Genomic DNA, 19,030 nt, shown 5'->3' with positions numbered 1-19,030 from the left:
GGCCTTGAGCGCCGAGGGCTTTTGCGACATCCTGAGGCGATCCTCCCTCCTCGTGCCGGTATTTCCAGATGAGCATCACGCCAGAGGGTTTTCGCGGGCCCTCAGTCGAAGCGACGATCGAGCAGATCCGCTATTGGGTGCCGACGATCAGTGACGTGGCGCGCGCGCTCGAAGCGCGGGATGGCGAGAGCTGGCTGCTGTCCATCGAGCCGCATCTGGCCGCCGCTTGTCCGGTTGCGATTGCGTTGAGGCAAAGCGGGCGCTTCGATATCTCCATCGCCGGAGAAACATACGAAAATCACGCGCTTCAGAGTCTCGATCAGCTCGTGCAGCTGCTCGAGCAGATTGCGGACGGGCACGTGATCCAGCGCCGATGGTCGAGCGCGGCGACGGGTGCGCATCAGGGCGTCGAGACGCTGGTTCTGCTGGGGCCTGAGCTGCTGTGGCGTGGCGGCGAAGAGGCCGATGGCAGCGTCGAGCGCCGCGACCGCCATTTCCTTCCTTACCGGCGGCGGCTTTAAGTCCCTTTCGGCGCGATACGCCGGATGGCGATGATCGGCGAGCCATCCTTCGCGATGCGGGCTGCCGCTTCGGGCAGGGTCTCGGCGGCGACGGCCATGTAATGGGCGTTGGCGTGCACGAGCATCAGCGCGTCCGACATGACGCCGACGTGGCCTTTCCAGAACACGAGATCGCCGCGCTGTAAGCCTTCCAGGTCCGGCGGGACGGGGATCGGCGCGCCAAGCTCGGACGCCTGCATGTCGCTGTCGCGCGGGGCCGGGATGCCAGCCGCTTCGAGCGCGATCTGGACGAGACCGGAGCAATCGACGCCGATGCGCGTGCGCCCGCCCCAGAGGTAGGGCGAGCCGATCAAGCGCTCGGCGATGTCGACGAAGTCGCGTTCGTGACGGTCGCGCTCGATGAGGTGCCGCGTGACAATGAAGCCGCCCCGCTCGAGCCGGCAGAAGCGCTCCTCCCATTCGGCGACGCGTACGTCGGCATTGAGGGGGAGATGCATGATGGGCGGAGTTTTGATGTCGGGCGCCGGATAGACGAACGTGCCGAGCGCCTTCACGCGGTGGGTCGGCGGCATGACCTCGCCGGTGAGAGCGGCTGCAGGAATGTAGCCGACGTAGCGGTCGCGCTCGAGCTGCACCCAGGCCCAGCCCTCCGCCTCCTCGTAGACCTTGACCAGCTCGCCGTAGAGAACCTCGTTTTCCAAGCCCAGCGTGGGGTTCGGCTCGCGGCGCATCGGCACGGCGGGGCGCGCGATCTGGCGGATTATTCCCGGCGCGTAGCGTGGGGCTACCACCTGGCCGCGCAGTGCGAGTGCGGCGAGATCCGGGCGCACGGCGTGGCGGCGCGGGTCGAGGGAAGGCTGCGGCAGCGGCGGTGGCGTGGCGGCGCCGGCTGCCGCGCTCGCTTCAGCGTCCGGCTTCTCGTCGGTCATGCCGAAAGCTCCTTGCAGAGAAGCGAGAAGATGGCGCGCGCCGTCTGCGGCTCGCCACCCTTCGGGCCCAGCGGTCGCGGCGCCGGGCGCCAACCGTAGAGATCGAAATGGGCAAAGCGGCGCGTGTTCTTCACGAAGCGCTTGAGGAACAGTGCCGCGGTGATGGCCCCCGCGAACGGGGACTCGTAGACGTTGTTCATGTCGGCCACCTCGCTTTCGAGATGACGTTCGTATCCCGGCCAGAACGGCATGCGCCAGACGGGATCGCCGACCGCCGCCGCCTCGGCCACGAGATTTGCCGCGAAGGTGTCGTCGTTGCAGAAGAATGCCGGAAGATCGGGGCCGAGGGCGGTTCGTGCGGCGCCGGTGAGGGTCGCGAACACCAGCGTGGTTTCGGGGCTTTCCTCGTCGGCCAGAGAAAGTGCATCGGCCAGGACAAGTCGTCCCTCGGCATCCGTATTGCCGATTTCGACCGTCTTGCCGGCACGGCTCAGCAACACGTCGCCGGGGCGGAAGGCGTCGCCGGACACGCTGTTCTCGGCGGCGGCAATGAGGAGGCGCAGGCGAACGTCGAGGCCGCCGCTCATGATCAGCTCGGCCAGTGTCAGGGCCGCAGCTGCGCCGCCCATATCCTTTTTCATCAGCAGCATTGCGCTGGCGGGTTTGAGATCGAGACCGCCAGTATCGAAGGTGATGCCCTTGCCGACGAGCGTGAGCGTCGGCGCATCCTTGGCGCCGCCAGGCTTCCGCCAGCGCAGATCGATCAGCCGTGGTGCACGAGGGCTTGCCCGGCCGACGGCGTGGATCATGCGGAAACCTTTAGCGAGAAGCTCGTCGCCGACCGTCGTTTCGATGGATGCGCCGTGAGTGCGCGCGAGCTGCACGGCCGCTTGCTCGAGATCCTCGGGCGCGAGATCGGAAGCCGGGGTGTTGATCAGATCGCGGCCTTTCCACACGGCGCCCACCTGATCGACGATGGCCCGATAGTCGAGGCCGCGAGGAAGCTTGAGGCGTGGCGGGGCGACGTCGCTGGGCGTGCTCTTGTAGCGGCGGAAGCGATAGGCTCCGAGGCCCCAGGCGATGGCTGCGAGGGCCGGGTGCGGCGTCTCGTCGGCGAGGTGATAGAGCCCCGCGGGGAGGCTCGATGCGAGCTGTCCGATCAAGAGCTCGGAAGGGCCTGACGGGTCGCCGGCGGCGCCATTTCCCAGTCCGAAGACCACGCCGCCGATGATGCCTCCCGGACCGGGAACGATGGCCTGCTTCCTGGCGGCGCTGGTGAAGCGCGTTGCCTCGAGCCAGCGCTTGGCGGTGGAGTCGAGGCCGTCGCCGCGCGGGAGGGGCTCGGTATCGGGTGTGAGCCAGATCGGTATGCTCGGTTCCGTGGCGTCGTGGGGAGCTAGTACGGCCGTCGGGGAGAACGTATTGGTCGCAGTCGTTGTTTCGGTCATGAAGAAATCTTTGGTTTGGTGAAAATTGGCCGCTTGGCCGGGCCTCCGATGATCGTGCATTATCGGTTCCCGCGCAGGGAAACACAATCAGCAGGGGGTGCGTGCAGCATGGCAGGCGAAGGCTACCGACTCGTGATCGGCAACAAGCATACGTCGAGCTGGAGCCTCCGGCCGTGGCTGGCCTTGAAAGAGGCCGGTATTCCTTTCGAGGAAGTGCGAATCAATCTTCGGGACGCCGACAAAACAGAGCAGATTCTTGCCCATTCTCCAGCGGGCAAGGTGCCCGTGCTGTGGGTCGGAGACCTCCTGATCTGGGACAGTTTCGCCATCCTCGAGTTTCTTGCCGAGCGGCATCCGGAGAAGGGCTTGTGGCCATCCGACAGCGACGCCCGGGCGGTTGCGCGCGCCGCGAGCGCCGAGATGCATTCCGGCTTCCAGCCCCTGCGGGAGCATTGCCCGATGAAGTTCCTGACCGTGGAGCCGAAGACCGAGCATTCCGAGCCTGTACAAGCCAACATCCGCCGGATCGTCGAACTGTGGAAGGATTGCCGGCGCCGCTTCGGTGGGACTGGCCCGTTCCTGTTCTCTACGTTCTCCATCGCGGACGCGATGTACGCGCCGGTCGCCTCGCGGTTCCGGACCCATGTCGGAGATCTCGGTGCCTACGGAGATGACGGCACGGCTGCCGCCTATATCGATGCCCTGTTCGCCCTGCCGTCCATGGAGGTTTGGGCGCAAGGAGCAAAAGAAGAGATGGCCACCCGTTAACGGAACGTTGCTCTTCATTAAGGCTTTGTTGACCGCTGTATCAGAAAGTGACGGAGGGCTGGGCATCCGCTCATGCGCTCCCTAACCAAAGAGCAGTGGAGACTTTCATGGCCACCGACGTCGAGTCGCCCTCAGTCAAGACGGGCCGACCTCTCGGTCTCCTGGCCGCGCTGACGGCGAGCCTGTTGCTCGGTGCCTGCGCCCAGGTGGGTGGAGATGCCAGCTCCGGACTCTTTTCCTCGATCACCCCCGAATCGGCCGAGCAGGCCGCCAAGGATGCGGCGCCGACCGATCCGCGCCAGGCGGCCGAGTATTGGAGCAAGATTTATACGAAGAACCCGAGGGATCTGCAGGCGGCGCTGGCCTACGCACAGAACCTCAGAACGCTGGGGCAAAAGCGCGAGGCGCTTGCGGTGCTGCAGCAGGCTTCTCTCATCTACAGCACGAACCGTGAGCTTGCCGCCGACTATGGGCGGCTCGCACTGGAGCTCGATCAAGTCAGCGTCGCCAAAAAGGTGCTCGAGGTGGCGGACGATCCCGCAAAGCCCGATTGGCGCATCATTCTTGCGCGCGGGACCGCGCTGGCAAAGGAAGGGAGCTATCGCGAGGCGATCGGCTTCTACGAGCGTGCGCAGGCTCTCAATCCGACTCATCCCTCGGTGCTCAACAATCTTGCTCTCGCCTACACGATGAGCGGCGATCCGGAGCGGGGCGAGCAGCTTCTGCGCCAGGCTTCGTCGAGCGGCGCCGAGAACGCCAAGGTGCGGCAGAATCTTGCGCTGGTGCTGGGGCTGCAGGGCAAATACACCGAAGCGACCCAGGTCGGCTCGGTCGATCTTGCGGCTTCGGATGCCGAGGCCAATACGGCGCTCCTGAAGAAGATGGTCAAGCTCGACGCGAAGGCCTCTTCGCCGAAATCCATACCGGCCGTGTGGCCGGGCGAGCCGCCGGCAGCGGCAACCTGGGCGCCGGCCGTGGCCGAGGCGCCGCCGCAAGAGGCCGTGCCTGCGTCCGCGCATGGACTGCGGTCGAGCACGATGGAGACGGGTTCCAGCGCTTCGACGCACGATAGCCGCGCCGCGAGCCTGTTCAGCGCGGACTAGCCGAGCATCTCATGAACATTGTGGCCTGCTCCCCGTGCGCGCGGGGGCAGGCCTTTTCGTGTCGCTCAAGGGAGCTTGCACGTCCCGGTTTTCCGGATGGCTCGGGCGAGCCGGGAGCGGGCTTGCAGCGGCGCGCTTACTGGAACTTCCAAAATATGATGGCGGCCGGGCCGAGGATCACGAGGAAGAGGACGGGCAGGAAGAAAAGGATCATCGGCACCGTAAGCTTTGGCGGCAGGGCCGCAGCCTTCTTCTCCGCCTCCGACATGCGTGCGTCACGGATTTCCTTCGCCATCACGCGCAGCGCCTGGCCAACCGGGGTGCCGTAGCGCTCGGCCTGGATCAGTGCGGTGGTGACGGCTTTGACGGTCGGGAGCGCCGTGCGTTTGGCCAGGTTCTCGAACGCCATGCGGCGGTCAGGCAGGTAGGAGAGTTCCGCGGTCGTCAGCGACATTTCCTCAGCGAGCTCGACGCTCTGGTTGGCGATCTCCTTCGCCACCTTGCCGAAGGAGGCTTCCACCGACATGCCCGACTGGACGCAGATCAGCAGCATATCGAGCGACTCGGGAAAGGCGATCTTGATAGCCTGCTGGCGCTTCTGTGCCAGGTTCTGGATGAAGACGTTCGGCAGATAGTAGCCAGCTCCCGCGGCCAAGACCGAGTAGAGCATCTTCATGCCGGTGGACGCCTGCATGTCGGACAGGACGAAAAAGTAGAAGAGCGCGGCGAGGAACGAGAGGGGCGGCGCCGCGACGCGGAAGAACATGAAGGCGACAAGCGGGGCTTCGCCGCGCAGACCAGCCATCTTGAGCTTGTTGCGCAGCTCTTCGTTGTCGTACTGCTTGCGCAGGTCGAGCCGGTCGACGATACGCTGCATGAAGCCTTTTGGCGTTTGCCTCAGCTTGGCCTTGCCCCCGCGCTGCTCCTTGCCGAACTCGGACAGGCGCTGGGAGCGCAGCTTGTCGCGCTCGAGCGCCATGACGCGCATGCGCTGGTTCATCTGATCGCGTGCCAAGATCGGCATGACCACGGCGAGAATGGTCGCGAACGCCGAGACAGCCGCCAGCATCGTCGCCAGAAACGGCGGGGATATCAGGGTGTCGATGATATCTTGCATGACGGCATCTTTCGGAGACTAGAACTTGAAATTGATCATCTTGCGCATGACGAGGATGCCCATCGACATCCAGAACAGGCCGACCAGGATGAACAGATTGCCCGTGCGGGTGGTGAACAAGGGGGCGATGTATTCCGGTGACGACGTGTGCACCATCAGCATCACACCCGGAGGGAGCGAAGCGAGAATCATGGCGGAGGACTTGGCCTCGGCGGCGAGCGCCTTGACCTTCATGCCCATCTTGAAGCGATCGCGCAGCACGGTTGAGAGGTTTGCGAGAGCTTCCGCGAGGTTGCCGCCGGATTGCTGCTGGATGGCGACGACAATGGCTAGAAACTTCACCTCCGGAAGGGGCATGCGGCGCGTCAGACGGTCGAGCGCTTCGCCGAGGGAGACGCCGACGCGCTGCTGCTCGATGACGTCGCGGAACTCGCCGGCAACCGGTTCCAGGCTCTCCTTGGCGATCACGCCCAAACACTCGTTCAACGGCAGACCCGACTTGATGCCGCGCACGATGACATCGATGGCGTTGGGTAGCTCGGTGAGAAACTTCTTCTGTCTTTTCGCCGTCCGCTTGGACAAGAAAAAGCGCGGCAGGCCAAAGCCGCCGACGACGAGCGCGACGATCATGAGCATGGGCGCCATGGCGCGTGGTGCGAACATCTCGGCTAAAAAAGCGCACACAACGGCCGAGGCCGCGCTGGCAATCCAGTAGGTTCTGGGCTCGATCTCGAGGCCCGCCCGCTCGAGGCGGAGGCGAAGGGAAATCTTCTCGCGCGACTTCTGACGGTTCTCCATGTCCTTCAGGCTATCCGCGACCTGCTTTTTGCGGTTGGCGGCAAGCTCTGCGGCGGACTGGGTTGCAATCTTCTTGCTGCGCGATTCGCTCACGGTGGCGACGCGCTTGTCCTTCATGCGATCGGAAGAGATGTACGGATACATGAAGGCATAGGCCGTCGCAGCAATGGCAACGGCCGCAACCAACGCGGTCAGAATCGGCATCAGGTCAGCTTCAGACATGGCCTTCGCCCATCGGGTTGCCGTTGTTATCCAGCACTTCGGCGGCGGCGAGCGCGGCAGCGAGCCTGCCTTCCTCCTTGTAGTACTGGGCACGTTCCCAGAACGCGGGGCGGGCGATGCCCGTCGAGCGGTGCCGGCCGATGAGCTTGCCGTTGGCGTCCTCGCCCGTGATCTCGTAAACGATCAGGTTCTGGAGCGTGATGATCTCGTCTTCCATCCCGGTAACCTCGGTGATGTACGTGATCTTGCGCGAGCCATCGCGGAGGCGCGCGGCCTGGACGATGACGTCGATGGAGCCGACGATCATCTCGCGGATCGTCTTGATGGGCAGGGCAAAGCCACCCATCATGATCATGCTTTCCAGACGGCTCAGTGCCTCGCGCGGGCTGTTGGAGTGCAGCGTGCCCATCGAGCCATCGTGGCCGGTGTTCATCGCCTGAAGCAGGTCGAATGCCTCGGGTCCGCGAACCTCGCCGACGATGATCCGCTCGGGACGCATACGCAGGCAGTTCTTGACCAAGTCACGCATCGTGATCTCGCCCTCGCCCTCAAGATTGGGCGGGCGTGTTTCGAGACGCACGACGTGCGGCTGCTGAAGCTGGAGCTCGGCCGAGTCTTCGCAGGTGATGATGCGCTCGTCGTGATCGATGCAACCCGTCAGGCAGTTGAGGAGCGTCGTCTTGCCGGAGCCCGTGCCGCCGGAGATCAAGACGTTGCAACGTACGCGGCCGATCACCTCGAGGATGGTCTTGGCCTGGGGTGTGATAGCTCCGAACTTGGCGAGTTGTTCGAGTGTCAGACGGTCCTTCTTGAATTTGCGGATGGTGAGAGCCGGTCCGTCGATGGCGAGCGGAGGTGCGATGACATTGACACGCGATCCGTCGGGCAAACGCGCGTCGCATATGGGACTGCTCTCGTCAACGCGGCGGCCGACCTGGCTCACGATGCGCTGGCAGATGTTCATCAGCTGCTGGTTGTCGGCGAAACGCACGCCCGTCTTCTGGGACTTGCCGTTGACTTCGATGAAGGTCGTCGATGCGCCGTTGACCATGATGTCGGCGATGTCGTCGCGTGCGAGCAGCGGCTCGAGGGGGCCGTAGCCAAGCACGTCGTTGCAGATGTCCTCGAGCAGCTCTTCCTGCTCGGCGATCGACATGACGACGTTCTTGACCTGGATGATCTCGCTGACGATGTCGCGAATTTCCTCGCGCGCGGCCGCGGAGTCGAGCTTGGCGAGCTGCGTCAAGTCGATGGTATCGATCAGCGCGTTGAAGACCGTCGTCTTGACGTCGTAGTATTCCTCGGAGTGGTTGCGTTGTGCCTCGACCGGCTCTGCGCGCGGGGGTGCGGCCACGGGGGGCGGCGCTACTTTCGCAGGCGCGGCAGCCGGAGGCGGCGCCGCGGCGGGAGATCCCGCTGGGTTCTGTGGCACTCGCCGCTGCTGTCCAGGATCGTTGGTACGCCGGCCGAACATCGTACGCCCCTCAACGCTTGAGCTTGAGTTTCTCGAGGATCGGCGCGAACGCCGACTTCTTCTCAGTCTTGATCTCCTTGCGGTGCGCAAGGGCCATGGCGATATCGCGGAACGCCTGCGTCGACTTGGCCTTTGCGTTGAACTCCTCGATCATCTGGCCGTTGTTGGCGGCCTGTCCGAAGTTCTCGCAATCGAAGTCGATGACAGCGAGCGTCTTGAGATCGAGCGCGCCTTCAAAGTCTTTTGGTGAGATCTCGGGTCGCTTCTGCATGTTCGCCATGTTGAGGACGAGGTGAGGCGCGGCGTCGTTCTTGCGCGTCTGCTTCACGAGGTCGACGATGTTCTTGGCGTTGCGGAGGTTGGCGAGATCGGGCATGGCGGTGATGACGATCTCATCCGCTTGCAGCAGAAGCCGCTTGGTCCATGGCGCCCAAGCGTGCGGCAGATCGACTGCCACGAACGGGACGTTCTGGCGCACGACGTCGATCACGGTCTCGCACCCTTCCGGGGACATCTCGTAGTCGCGATCGAGAACGACGGGGGCGGCAAAGATCGACAGGTGCTTCGAGCAGGTCGTCAGCAAGCGGTCGAGCAGCACTTCGTCCAGGCGATCCGGGTTTTGCAGGGCGTCGGCGATGCCCTGAATCGGATCCTGGTTGAAGTCGAGACCGGTGGTGCCGAACGCAAGATCCATGTCGGCAATGACCATGTTTGCCGACAGGACTTCCGACAGGGTCCAGGCCACGTTGTGACAGATCGTCGATGAGCCGACGCCGCCCTTGGCGCCGATGAAGGCGAAGACCTGGCCGACTGGATCCGATTCCGGATTGTTATAGAGTCCGGACAGGCACTCCATGAGTTCGAACGGCGAAACCGGACCGACCAGGTATTCGGAGATGCCGCGGCGCATGAGATCGCGGTAGAGAACGACGTCGTTCGCCTTGCCGATGATCACGACCTTGGTTCCGGGATCGCAGCTGTGCGCCAGCTCTTCGAGCTCGGCAACGAGTTGGGCGTGAGGTGCATGCGATTCGAGGATGATGAGATTGGGTGTCGGGCTTTCCTGATAGTGGGCAATCGCCGCCGCGCCGCCGCCCATCTGAATGGTGATGTGCGCCTTGCTCAGGCGCCGATCCTCGGATGCGGCCTGGATAGCCTCAGCGAGCTCCGACGACTCGCAGAAGGCCTGAATCGAGATCCTAGGCAGCGGGCGCGCCCGGTCGCTCAAGGACGATCCATCCGTCGCTTGATCGTCGGACGCTTCGAAGCTCTCGGAACCCGAAATTGGCAGCGGTTTGGACATGGTCAGGCCTATCGTCACTTCGCAATCTTCGTCTTTTCGTCTTCGGTCTTTTCGGCGGCAGTCGGTTTGCCTTTGACGTACCTGTCCCACACAACGTCGCGGCGTTCGCCCGGGCGGTCGCTCTCCGTGCGCGGTCCAACCAGATCCGCCGGATTGGCCACCATGACCGCGAGATTGTGCTGATTTGCGCAACCGAAGTTCGGGTAATTTCCGTTGTCGCGCTGCTCGGCGAGGTTGGTTGGCCAGTAGCCGCACGTCGGAGCCTCGGCGACGTAGCGCAGATAGGAGACGCGCACCGGCGAGTTGCCTCCGTCGGCGTGGTAGGCTTCGACGGCGATCGAGGACTCGGGGAAGCCCATATCGCCCAGGATCTGGCGGATCTCGCCGACTGCGTGCATGGCCGCAACCTCGTTGGCGCCGCCGCCCGGTGCCTGGATGACCAACCGGCTGTTGCCGGCATCGCTGGCGCGGGAGCGGTCGGCAAACTCGAGCACGTCGGCGCGCTGGCGGGGTGAGAGGCCACGGGTGGATGCCGGGACATGGATTTGCATCGTCTGCGGTTGCTGCGAGACGATGATAGGATGGCGTTCCGTAGCACCGACCATGGACCAGCCGGCGACCTGTGGGCCGGTGAAGTCGTTCCGGCAACCTCCGAGGCTCGTGGCAAGGACCGCGACGCACGCGAGCACCAGCCGTGCCGGGCCATGTGTTGCAGGCAGGGATGCGGGATCGGTCTTCATGATTGCGTTTCCTGCCTGACTATTCAACGATGAAGCCGTAGTCGCCCTTGAGATCTCCCACGGGCGCGGCGCTTTCGGTGCCGTAAATGCGGTTGAGATGCCCCATGAAGTTCGCCTTCCTGTCGGTCGACTCGGCGAGGCCGTCGAGGGGCTTGGCCAAATCCTTGGGAGCGACGGGTTTCACGAGGTAGGGCGTGACGATGACGACGAGCTCGGTCTCGCGCTTCTGGAAGTCACGGCTGCGGAAGAGCGTACCAAGAACGGGTACGTCCTTGAGACCCGGGAAGCCGTCGATGTTCTGGCGCACGTCGTCGGAGATCAGGCCGGCCAGCGCGATGGAGCCGCCGGACGGGAGTTCGACGGTGGAGTTCGCCTGACGCTTCTTCAGCGCGGGGATCGACGTCGAGTCGAGCACGATGGCGCCGGCGTTGGAAAGCTCGCTCACCTCGCTCTCGATCTTGAGGCTGATGCGTCCTTCCGAAAGCACGATCGGCGTGAAGGAGACGCCGACGCCGAACTCCTTGTAGGTGATCGACGTCTGGCCGTTCGAGTCCTTGACAGGGATCGGGTACTCACCGCCGGCGAGGAACTTCGCCGACTCACCGGAGATGGCCGTCAGGTTCGGCTCGGCCAGCGTGCGGACGAGGCCGTCGCGCTCGAGCGCGCGCATAGCCTTCTGAATGCGGCCGTCGCTGCCGGTCCAGCCTGACGTCGTACCGGAGTTGCCGAAGGTGTTCGATGTCGGGCCTTCGTTATAGAAGCACGTGGTGCCGGCGCAGGCATTCTCGCCGACTTTGCTCAGGTCGGGGTCAAAGCCGGGGACGGGAAGCTGGCCAAGACCAGCGGCGGTGGTCAGCGGCAGTGCATTGGCAGTCAGAAGGTTCCACGTGAAGTTGCCGGCATTGACGCTGGCCGCGAGGTTGATGCCGAACTGCTTCAACAGCTCGCGCTGGACCTCGGCCACAGTGACGCGGAGCATGACCTGCTCCTCGCCTTCGACACCGAGGAGGTTGATGACGGCTTTCGACTGCTCGCCGCCGCCGCCCGCGTCTGAGCCCTGCGTCTTGTCGCTCGAATTGATGATGGTCATGCTGCCGCTCGAGCTCGCGGCCTGCTGGCTGGCTCCCTCGGACGAGAAGCCGCTGCTGTTCGATGCCGCGAATGCGCGCGCGATGTCAGTGGCGCGGTTCGAATCCACGGGGGTGCGCACGGTGCCGATGAGGACGATGGACTTGCCTGCCATCTCGACGCGAATATTCGAGCCCGGGATCAGGCGCGTCAGCAGCGTCTCGAGGCCGCGCACGTCGGCACCGACGGTGATGTCCAGTGTCAGGATCTGCTGGCCGTGGGAGTCGAAGAAGAATGCGTTCGTCTGGCCCGGCTTTTTTGCGATCAGGAACACGCGGTTCGACGTCTGCACGATGGCGTCGACGCTCTTGGGATCCGAGACGAGAACGTCGCGCAGCTCGAAGTCGAACTCGACCAGCATGGATTTGCCGGCGCCGAGCGCGATGGAGCGGGACTGGGTTGCGTCACCTCGTGCGCTGATGCGCATGACGGAAGCGCCATCGGGCTCGGCGCGCACCGGCGCACCAAAGCCCAAGCAGGCGATGAGGGCCGCGCACAGGGCGGCGGCCGATGTCAAATTCTTTCGCATTATCAACAGGCCTTCTAGCGGACCAAACTCGAGGATTACTCAGTTTACGCCGTACGCGCGTGAAGCCGTGCCGTAACGCAGAACGCGGATTGCCGTGCTTTGCTTGACCGACGGATCTACACCCGCCGTCGGTCCTTGATTGACGTCGAGATCGGCGATCGAGCGCAGCGAGAGGCTGATCTCGCCCATCGAGTTGGCGAGCGCGAGCAACTCGGACTGGCGCGCCGTCAGCTCCAGCGTCGCCGTGGACGCGGCTCCATCCGTCGTCTTGCGACCTTCCTTGTTTTCGATCTGCTGGCCGATCGCTAGGACGCGCACGTTGCCGAACAGGAGATCGCTGACGTATTCCTCGCCGGTCTTGCCGCGCACGCGGCGGATCAAAATCACGTCGACGCGATCGTTGGGCAGGATGAGATTGCCGACGGCCGTCTCTTCCCTGATCTTGGTCGAGATGGCGCGCATGCCGGCGGGCAGGATGGCGGCGAGCACGCCGCCCTGGCCGGCGCGCACGAGCTTGGTCTCGGTCACGGGCTCTCCGGCGATGAGAGGCGCGCGTGCGATGGAGCCCGACAGTTGGGTCATGGCGTCGGGCCGGTCGGCGCGCGTGATGAAGCCGGCCGTCACCGTTTCGGTGGGCCACGACTGCCAGCGAAAGAGGCTATCGTTGGTGATCTGGCCGAGGCCGATGTCGGTGCGGGCGACCAGCACCTCGCTCGACTTTACCTTGACCTCGACGGTCTTCTCGATCGGCGGCTTGTTGACCATGCCGCGCACCATGACGAACGCCAAGACGCCGGCCGATACTGCAATGGCCAATCCAAGAAGCTGAGGCCGTTTCATAGCGCGCGTTGTCCCATACGGCCTTTGTGGCCGAACTCTTTGCCCTAGGCCAAAGATTGAAGGACAAACGTCAATGCGCCGTTAATTTCTGCTCCGAATTGGCTCAACCGATGCTTGCGGAGAACAGAGCCGTGTGCGGGTAGACCGCGAGGGCGGAGGCCGCAATGGCTATACCGTAGGGAATGCCGGAGTTGCGCTTGTGCAGGCGGGCGGCCCAGTCGGGCAGCTCGAAGGCGTCTGCCGGATAGTTGCGATAGGCCAAGATGACGAGCGCGAGAAGGCCGCCGAAGAGAGTCACCTGGACCAGGTAGGCGACGAGCCCGTCAAACCCGATCCAGAGCGCGCCCGCCGCCAGCAGCTTGGCGTCTCCGCCGCCGAACCCGCCAACCGCGAACAGGACGATCCCGGCTGCGAGGATGAGAGCACCGGCCCCGACGTGCATCATAATGTCGGTTGCCGGCAATCCCGACAGGAGCGCCGCGACGAAGAAGGATGCAGCGAGGCCGACAGTAATGCGGTTCGAAATCGTCATCGTCAGCAGGTCCATGGCGGCGCCGAACGCCATGACCGCGGGGAAGACGAGAAGGATTGCATACTCGAACATCGCTACTGCCACTCGGTTATGGTCTTCCGCTTGGGCGGATCAGGTCTGCGTCGTGAGATAGGTGCCCACACCCTCAAGGATGGCTTGAAGATTGGTGCCGACGCTGTGCAGCGCTCCGATGATGCCGATCCCGACAATGACGCCGATGAGGGCGTATTCGACAGCCGTCGCGCCACTCTCGTTGTGCCTGAAGTTCTTTAAGATCCTGCTCATCGCGTCACATCCCCTTGTGAAACCCCAGATTGCATTGAGCGCGATCCTACCAGTACTACGTTAATGAGCTGTTTCGCGTCGCATCGTGCGCGTCGGGAGGCGCGGCTCCCAAAAAAAAGAAAGCCACCAGAAGATCTTCCCCTGGTGGCTTCCGTTGTCAGATCGCGATGTGCGCCGTCAGACGCACGGGCGACTTAGAGGCCGCCAGCCTCGGTGCTCAGCTTGCCGCCGATGCCGCCGAAGATGTCATCGAGGCCATCCTTCAGGGTGCCGAGCGCAGCGATGATGCCGACGCCGACGATAGCAGCAATGAGGCCGTACTCGATCGCGGTAGCGCCCGACTCGTCCTTCACAAAGCGCGAGAAAAGGTTCGTCATGACTCTCAAACTCCCATGTGACTCTTGTTTAGTTCCTGCGCGTGGACTCGCCAGTCGCGTCTGAACTGAGAGCAGACTACGCCCCAAACGTTAAAGCGCTGTAAAAGCGATGAAGCTCTAGATGAACAATCGTTCTTAACAAGTTAATATCGACGATAAATTTTGCTAACATAGAGATCAAGCGAAGTATATATCGTGCATATCCTTGGTAAGTTTCTCAGTAATATATTTTTATACGCCAATTTCCGCGTTTCGACGTGCTTAATAATTCGTTGTTTCGGATTTATTCTTCAGTTTCGCGCCGAAATTAGCAATTGTCTCCCGTCAACACCGTGGGGCACGGGAGACTCGGTTGCTCGACCCCCTACGGGTTCTTCGGCAATGCCATGGTCGCGGGCTCAATGTTTCTGTTGCAACTGATCGATGTTTACTAGTCGCAAGAGGGCGAGACCGGCTTTTCGGCCAATCCGAACGGTCCTAAAGGTCGTGCTCGGGTGTCTGGACGGCTACTCGTACTTGCCGTGGCAGTGCTTGTACTTCTTGCCGGAGCCGCACGGGCACGTTGCGTTCCGCGAGACTTTGCCCCAGGTGGCGGGCTCGCTGGGGTCGATGGCGTTCGCGGCTTTGCGCGTTTGAAGCGGCGCCCGCTTCTCGGGCGTCTGGGTTCCACGGCCGCGAGCAGCGATGGCCGCATCGACCATGGCAAGCTCTTCCTGGAACTCATCGCGCCCGGTGGTGGGATCGATGTGATGCGCATGCATCTCCGGAAGCTCCTGCTCCTCGAGCTCCGGCGGTTGCTCTCCCGGAGGCGCGAGCTCGACGTGCATGAGCTGACCCGTGGTGGCCTCGCGCAGGCGCGCCAGCATGCTCTCGAACAGGACGAAGGACTCGCTCTTATACTCGTTGAGCGGGTCGCGCTGGCCGTAGGCGCGGAAGCCGATCACCTGGCGCAGATGCTCGAGGGTTACCAGGTGCTCGCGCCAGAGGTGGTCGAGGGTCTGGAGCAGGACCATCTTTTCGATCTGGCGGTAGGTGTCGGGGCCGATGTCGGCGGCCTTGGCGGCAGCCTTCTCGTCGACGGCCGCCTTGAGGCGCTCCAGAATCTCTTCGTCGGCGATGCCTTCCTCTGCGCCCCAGTCCTCGAGCGGCAGATCGAGGCCGAAGATCGCCTGCACGGCCTCCTTGAGGCCGGTCATGTTCCATTGCTCGGCGTAGGCGCGCTCGGGAATGAAGCGTGAGACGAGGTCGCTCAGGACCTGGTGGCGCAGCTCCGTCACGGTCTCCGAGACGTCATCCTCCGCCATGATGTCCTTGCGCTGGTCGAAGATGACCTTGCGCTGGTCGTTCATCACGTCGTCGTACTTCAGGATCTGCTTGCGGATGTCGAAGTTGCGTGCCTCGACCTTCTTCTGAGCCATCTCGAGGCTCTTGTTCATCCAGGGGTGGGTGATCGCCTCGCCCTCCTGGAGGCCAAGCGTCTTCAAGACGCTGTCCATTCGGTCGGAGCCGAAGATGCGCATCAGGTCGTCGTCGAGCGCGAGATAGAACTTGGAGCGGCCGGGATCGCCCTGGCGGCCGGAGCGGCCACGGAGCTGGTTGTCGATGCGACGGCTTTCGTGGCGCTCGGTGGCGAGCACGTAAAGGCCGCCTGCCTCGAGCGCGACTTTCTTCTTTTCACCCACCGTCGCCTGGATGTCGGCACGCTGCTTCTCGATGGCTTTCTCGGACGGCGGGTTGCCCGCAGCGGTTTCCTCGGCAATCCAGTCGCGCAGCTGGTACTCGACGTTGCCGCCGAGCTGAATGTCGGTGCCGCGGCCGGCCATGTTGGTGGCGATCGTGACGGCGCCAGGCTTGCCGGCCTGGGCGATGATGCCGGCCTCCTGCTCGTGGTAGCGCGCGTTCAGCACCTGATGCGGGAGCGGGTCGTCCTTGCCCTTGGCGGAGCCAATCTGGATCAGATAGGCGCCGATGTCGTTGAAGTAAGCCTTGAGCTCGCTTTCGGCCGATGTCTTGCCGTCCTTGGCGTCTTTCAGTTTCTCCGCCTGGGCCAGCAGCGACTTGCCGAGGTCCTCGATGTACTTCTTGTCCTTCAGGAGCTCGGACAGCTGCTCGGATTTCTCGATCGACGTGGTGCCGACGAGGATCGGCTGACCACGGCGCGCGCAGTCGGCGATGGTGGTGACGATGGCGGCGAGCTTTTCCTTTTGCGTGCGGTAGATCTCGTCATCGTCGTCGAGGCGGGAAATCTTGAGGTTGGTCGGGATCTCGATGACGTCGAGGCCGTAGATGTCCATGAACTCGGAAGCTTCCGTGAGCGCCGTGCCGGTCATGCCGGCAAGCTTCTTGTAGAGGCGGAAGTAGTTCTGGAACGTGATCGAGGCCAGGGTTTGGTTCTCAGGCTGGATCTCGACGTGCTCCTTGGCCTCGAGCGCCTGATGCAGGCCTTCCGAATAACGCCGCCCCGGCATCATGCGACCGGTGAACTCGTCGATGATGATCACCTCGCCGGCCTTGACGATGTAATCCTTGTCGCGCTGGAAAAGCTTGTGAGCCTTGAGCGCCTGATTGACGTGGTGAACGAGGGATACGTTCTCGATATCGTAGAGAGAACCGGTGAGCAGCTTCGCATCGGCGAGCAGCTGCTCCATGCGCTCGTTGCCCGCTTCGTTGAGCGAAACCTGACGCTGCTTTTCGTCGAGCTCGAGCAAGCCCTGGATCTTGAGCTCCTCTTTGAGGAGCTCCTTTGGCACCGACTTGGCCAGCTTGGCTTCGATGCGGTCGTGCTCTGCGGCGAGACCCTTCACGAGCGCGTCGACGGCGACGTAGAGGTCGGCGCGGTCCTCGAGCGGACCAGAGATAATGAGCGGCGTGCGTGCCTCGTCGATCAGGATGCTGTCGACCTCGTCGACGATCGCAAAGGCATGGCCGCGCTGAACCATCTCATCCTTGCGCAACTTCATGTTGTCGCGCAGGTAGTCGAAGCCCAGCTCGTTGTTGGTGGCGTAGGTGACATCGGCGGCGTAGGCCGCCTTGCGTTGCGTATCGTCGAGGCCATGCACGATGGTATCCACCGTGAGGCCGAGGAAGCGGTAGATCTGACCCATCCATTCGGCGTCGCGCTTGGCGAGGTAGTCGTTGACGGTGACGACGTGGACGCCCGCGTCGGCGATGGCGTTCAGATAGACGGCGAGGGTGGCGACCAGCGTCTTGCCTTCGCCGGTCTTCATCTCGGCGATATTGCCCTCGTGCAAGACCATGCCGCCGATCAGCTGCACGTCGAAGTGGCGCTGGCCGAGCGTGCGCTTGGCTGCCTCGCGTACGGTCGCGAAGGCGGGGACGAGAAGGTCGTTCAGGGGCGTGCCGGCGCGGTGCTGCTCGCGGAAGGTTTGCGTGCGGGCTCTGAGCTCGGCATCGGTCAGCTTCTCGATTTCGGGCTCGAGGGCATTGATGGCGTCGACCCGGGAGCGGAAGCTCCGCACACGCCGCTCGTTGGACGAGCCGAAAATCTTAGATGCAAGCGTGCCGAAGGAGCCAAGGGAGAGCATCAAGTTAATTCCTCAAAATCATGGACTTGGCGGATATGCGCGGTGCGCCCGGAACGTCGAGCAGGCCCCGTGGGTTGGCTCGGTCTCCAGGTCGCGTCCGGCGGTCACACACCAAGAACTGGAGAGCCGCGGGAGCGCCAGTCCGGCCGATCGGCCACATGGGGGCAGACATAAGGATTGCGGCCCGGAGTTGTCAACGCGTGCGCGGCCTATCTCTTGGGGTCTCTTCGGGAGATTTTCGGCCGTGATTACGACGACTTCTTGGAAAATTGCGGGCAAGTCTCTGCAATTCTTAACTTGGCACGGCAACGGCCTGTGGTCTATGGAGTGCCTCGAATTTCGCGCCGCCCCCGGCCCGTCCTTCGTTCGCCTCGCTTTTCGCGTCTCTTTGCGCGCGGGGCCCATCGAACCCAACAGGAGAAGTCCAGTGAAACGAGCCAGAGTTGCCCGCTTTGCGGCATGTGTGATCGTCGGGGCAGCGCTCTCTGCCGGGTCCGGGCTTGCCCAGGCCGAAGACACGGTGGTGGCGAAGATCAACGGCCAGGAGATCAAGGACTCGGATCTCAAGCTCGCCGAGGCCGAGATCGGGCCCGAGATCGCGTCGCTGCCGGCGGATAAGCAGAAGCGGATCCTGATCGAGTTCCTGATCGAGATGCGCCTCTTTGCCGAAGCGGCCGATGCCGCAAAGCTCACGAGCGGCCCCGATTTCGAGAAGCGGCTCGACTACTGGAAGACGCGGGCCAAGCGCGACGCCTATTACGAGGGCTCCATCAAAGGCGCCATCAGCGATGCGCTGGTGCGCGGGATCTACGACGACAAGGTCAAGATGATCCCGGCCGAGGAGGAGGTCGACGCGCGTCACATCCTGGTCGAGACGGAAGTGACGGCGAAAGAGGTGTTCGAGAAGGTGGGCAAGGGCGAGGACTTCGCCAAGCTGGCTCAGGACTATTCGCGCGATCCGGGCTCGAAAGCGGACGGCGGAAAGCTCGGCTACTTCACCAAGGGGCAAATGGTGAAGGAGTTCGAGGATGCTGCGTTCGCCCTCAAGAAGGGCGAGGTGTCCAAGCCGGTGCAGAGCAAGTTCGGCTGGCACATCATCAAGATCGAGGATCGCCGCACGAAGCCGCTACCGACTTACGAGGAAGTGCGCGAGCAGATCGTCTCCAGCATGGTGCAGCAAAAGGGGCAGCAGGAGGCGACCGATCTCAGGACCAAGGCGAAGATCGAGTATGTCGATGCCCAGATCGCCGAGGACGTGCGCAAGGAGACGGCCCTCGCGGCGGCCAAGAAGAAGCTGATGGAAGATCAGCTGGGCGAGCAGGTCAAGAAGATGGAGGCTGAAGGGAAACAGCCGGAGAAGAAAGAGTAATC

Annotated in this window: 17 protein-coding genes; 4 read left to right on the top strand and 13 right to left on the bottom strand. The window is 63.3% G+C overall.

Translation table 11 applies throughout. The annotated features are described in order from the left end of the window. Window positions 1-68: 68 nt before the first annotated feature. A complete protein-coding gene (locus QZV93_RS04890; protein WP_295556456.1) occupies window positions 69-521 on the top strand; it encodes a hypothetical protein in 453 nt (150 codons plus the stop codon). Here QZV93_RS04890 and QZV93_RS04885 read toward each other — a convergent pair. Next, the gene (locus QZV93_RS04885; RefSeq protein ID WP_295556455.1) at window positions 518-1,450 is read right to left on the bottom strand and encodes an NlpC/P60 family protein; all 933 of its coding nucleotides are present in this window, start codon (window positions 1,448-1,450) and stop codon (window positions 518-520) included. The two genes, QZV93_RS04890 and QZV93_RS04885, sit on opposite strands and share 4 nt — an antisense overlap. Then, window positions 1,447-2,898 (bottom strand): leucyl aminopeptidase family protein, encoded by a 1,452-nt coding sequence (locus QZV93_RS04880; RefSeq protein WP_295556453.1) that lies wholly within the window; start codon window positions 2,896-2,898, stop codon window positions 1,447-1,449. Before QZV93_RS04880 ends, QZV93_RS04885 begins: the two co-directional genes overlap by 4 nt. Window positions 2,899-2,916: 18 nt before the next feature. Between QZV93_RS04880 and QZV93_RS04875 the strand changes: the two genes are divergently transcribed. Both QZV93_RS04875 and QZV93_RS04870 read left to right on the top strand, forming a co-directional pair. Further along, window positions 2,917-3,666 carry a glutathione S-transferase family protein gene (locus QZV93_RS04875; RefSeq protein ID WP_295556515.1) on the top strand — a complete coding sequence of 250 codons (750 nt, stop codon included), beginning with the start codon at window positions 2,917-2,919 and terminating at the stop codon, window positions 3,664-3,666. A gap of 107 nt (window positions 3,667-3,773) precedes the next feature. After that, on the top strand, window positions 3,774-4,769 hold the full coding sequence (locus tag QZV93_RS04870) for a tetratricopeptide repeat protein (RefSeq protein WP_295556452.1): 996 nt from the start codon (window positions 3,774-3,776) through the stop codon (window positions 4,767-4,769). A 136-nt stretch (window positions 4,770-4,905) separates the two neighbouring features. Here QZV93_RS04870 and QZV93_RS04865 read toward each other — a convergent pair whose 3' ends face one another. The 11 genes from QZV93_RS04865 to secA form a co-directional block, all read right to left on the bottom strand. Then, entirely contained in the window at window positions 4,906-5,886 is a 981-nt protein-coding gene (locus QZV93_RS04865) for a type II secretion system F family protein (RefSeq protein WP_295556451.1), read from the bottom strand. An 18-nt stretch (window positions 5,887-5,904) separates the two neighbouring features. Next, on the bottom strand, window positions 5,905-6,906 hold the full coding sequence (locus QZV93_RS04860) for a type II secretion system F family protein (protein ID WP_295556450.1): 1,002 nt from the start codon (window positions 6,904-6,906) through the stop codon (window positions 5,905-5,907). Then, window positions 6,899-8,380 (bottom strand): CpaF family protein, encoded by a 1,482-nt coding sequence (locus QZV93_RS04855; protein WP_295556448.1) that lies wholly within the window; start codon window positions 8,378-8,380, stop codon window positions 6,899-6,901. Before QZV93_RS04855 ends, QZV93_RS04860 begins: the two co-directional genes overlap by 8 nt. Window positions 8,381-8,390: 10 nt before the next feature. After that, window positions 8,391-9,683, bottom strand: coding sequence for an AAA family ATPase (locus QZV93_RS04850; RefSeq protein ID WP_295556446.1), 1,293 nt, complete (start codon window positions 9,681-9,683; stop codon window positions 8,391-8,393). Window positions 9,684-9,697: 14 nt separating this feature from the next. Continuing rightward, a complete protein-coding gene (locus QZV93_RS04845; protein WP_295556444.1) occupies window positions 9,698-10,423 on the bottom strand; it encodes a CpaD family pilus assembly protein in 726 nt (241 codons plus the stop codon). 19 nt (window positions 10,424-10,442) lie between these two features. Beyond that, a complete protein-coding gene (locus QZV93_RS04840; RefSeq protein WP_295556442.1) occupies window positions 10,443-12,080 on the bottom strand; it encodes a type II and III secretion system protein family protein in 1,638 nt (545 codons plus the stop codon). A gap of 39 nt (window positions 12,081-12,119) precedes the next feature. Continuing rightward, complete coding sequence (cpaB, locus tag QZV93_RS04835; protein WP_295556439.1) at window positions 12,120-12,920, bottom strand: Flp pilus assembly protein CpaB; 801 nt, start codon at window positions 12,918-12,920, stop codon at window positions 12,120-12,122. Window positions 12,921-13,023: 103 nt separating this feature from the next. Then, window positions 13,024-13,524 carry a prepilin peptidase gene (locus tag QZV93_RS04830; RefSeq protein ID WP_295556438.1) on the bottom strand — a complete coding sequence of 167 codons (501 nt, stop codon included), beginning with the start codon at window positions 13,522-13,524 and terminating at the stop codon, window positions 13,024-13,026. Between the two features lie 39 nt (window positions 13,525-13,563). Continuing rightward, on the bottom strand, window positions 13,564-13,737 hold the full coding sequence (locus QZV93_RS04825; RefSeq protein ID WP_295556436.1) for a Flp family type IVb pilin: 174 nt from the start codon (window positions 13,735-13,737) through the stop codon (window positions 13,564-13,566). A gap of 194 nt (window positions 13,738-13,931) precedes the next feature. Then, complete coding sequence (locus QZV93_RS04820) at window positions 13,932-14,114, bottom strand: Flp family type IVb pilin (RefSeq protein WP_295556434.1); 183 nt, start codon at window positions 14,112-14,114, stop codon at window positions 13,932-13,934. Window positions 14,115-14,620: 506 nt separating this feature from the next. After that, window positions 14,621-17,659: a preprotein translocase subunit SecA gene (gene secA / locus QZV93_RS04815; RefSeq protein ID WP_295556432.1), complete on the bottom strand. Its 3,039-nt coding sequence runs from the start codon at window positions 17,657-17,659 to the stop codon at window positions 14,621-14,623. Between the two features lie 427 nt (window positions 17,660-18,086). Between secA and QZV93_RS04810 the strand changes: the two genes are divergently transcribed. Next, on the top strand, window positions 18,087-19,028 hold the full coding sequence (locus tag QZV93_RS04810) for a peptidylprolyl isomerase (RefSeq protein ID WP_295556431.1): 942 nt from the start codon (window positions 18,087-18,089) through the stop codon (window positions 19,026-19,028). The last annotated feature ends 2 nt before the right edge of the window (window positions 19,029-19,030 follow it).

It is taken from the genome of uncultured Hyphomicrobium sp., from assembly GCF_902826555.1.
Taxonomy (GTDB): domain Bacteria; phylum Pseudomonadota; class Alphaproteobacteria; order Rhizobiales; family Hyphomicrobiaceae; genus Hyphomicrobium_C.
The sequence above is the reverse complement of the archived record's forward strand: the minus strand, read 5'-3'. Positions and strand labels throughout refer to the sequence as shown.

What these genes read in the sequence shown, in the direction of transcription:
- QZV93_RS04870 (WP_295556452.1), top strand. Translation starts at nt 3,774, where the DNA reads ATGGCCACCGACGTCGAGTCGCCCTCAGTCAAGACGGGCCGACCTCTC.
- QZV93_RS04825 (WP_295556436.1), bottom strand. Translation starts at nt 13,737, where the DNA reads ATGAGCAGGATCTTAAAGAACTTCAGGCACAACGAGAGTGGCGCGACG.
- QZV93_RS04830 (WP_295556438.1), bottom strand. Translation starts at nt 13,524, where the DNA reads ATGTTCGAGTATGCAATCCTTCTCGTCTTCCCCGCGGTCATGGCGTTC.
- cpaB (WP_295556439.1), bottom strand. Translation starts at nt 12,920, where the DNA reads ATGAAACGGCCTCAGCTTCTTGGATTGGCCATTGCAGTATCGGCCGGC.
- QZV93_RS04890 (WP_295556456.1), top strand. Translation starts at nt 69, where the DNA reads ATGAGCATCACGCCAGAGGGTTTTCGCGGGCCCTCAGTCGAAGCGACG.
- QZV93_RS04820 (WP_295556434.1), bottom strand. Translation starts at nt 14,114, where the DNA reads ATGACGAACCTTTTCTCGCGCTTTGTGAAGGACGAGTCGGGCGCTACC.
- QZV93_RS04860 (WP_295556450.1), bottom strand. Translation starts at nt 6,906, where the DNA reads ATGTCTGAAGCTGACCTGATGCCGATTCTGACCGCGTTGGTTGCGGCC.
- QZV93_RS04840 (WP_295556442.1), bottom strand. Translation starts at nt 12,080, where the DNA reads ATGCGAAAGAATTTGACATCGGCCGCCGCCCTGTGCGCGGCCCTCATC.
- QZV93_RS04885 (WP_295556455.1), bottom strand. Translation starts at nt 1,450, where the DNA reads ATGACCGACGAGAAGCCGGACGCTGAAGCGAGCGCGGCAGCCGGCGCC.
- QZV93_RS04855 (WP_295556448.1), bottom strand. Translation starts at nt 8,380, where the DNA reads ATGTTCGGCCGGCGTACCAACGATCCTGGACAGCAGCGGCGAGTGCCA.
- secA (WP_295556432.1), bottom strand. Translation starts at nt 17,659, where the DNA reads ATGCTCTCCCTTGGCTCCTTCGGCACGCTTGCATCTAAGATTTTCGGC.
- QZV93_RS04845 (WP_295556444.1), bottom strand. Translation starts at nt 10,423, where the DNA reads ATGAAGACCGATCCCGCATCCCTGCCTGCAACACATGGCCCGGCACGG.
- QZV93_RS04850 (WP_295556446.1), bottom strand. Translation starts at nt 9,683, where the DNA reads ATGTCCAAACCGCTGCCAATTTCGGGTTCCGAGAGCTTCGAAGCGTCC.
- QZV93_RS04865 (WP_295556451.1), bottom strand. Translation starts at nt 5,886, where the DNA reads ATGCAAGATATCATCGACACCCTGATATCCCCGCCGTTTCTGGCGACG.
- QZV93_RS04880 (WP_295556453.1), bottom strand. Translation starts at nt 2,898, where the DNA reads ATGACCGAAACAACGACTGCGACCAATACGTTCTCCCCGACGGCCGTA.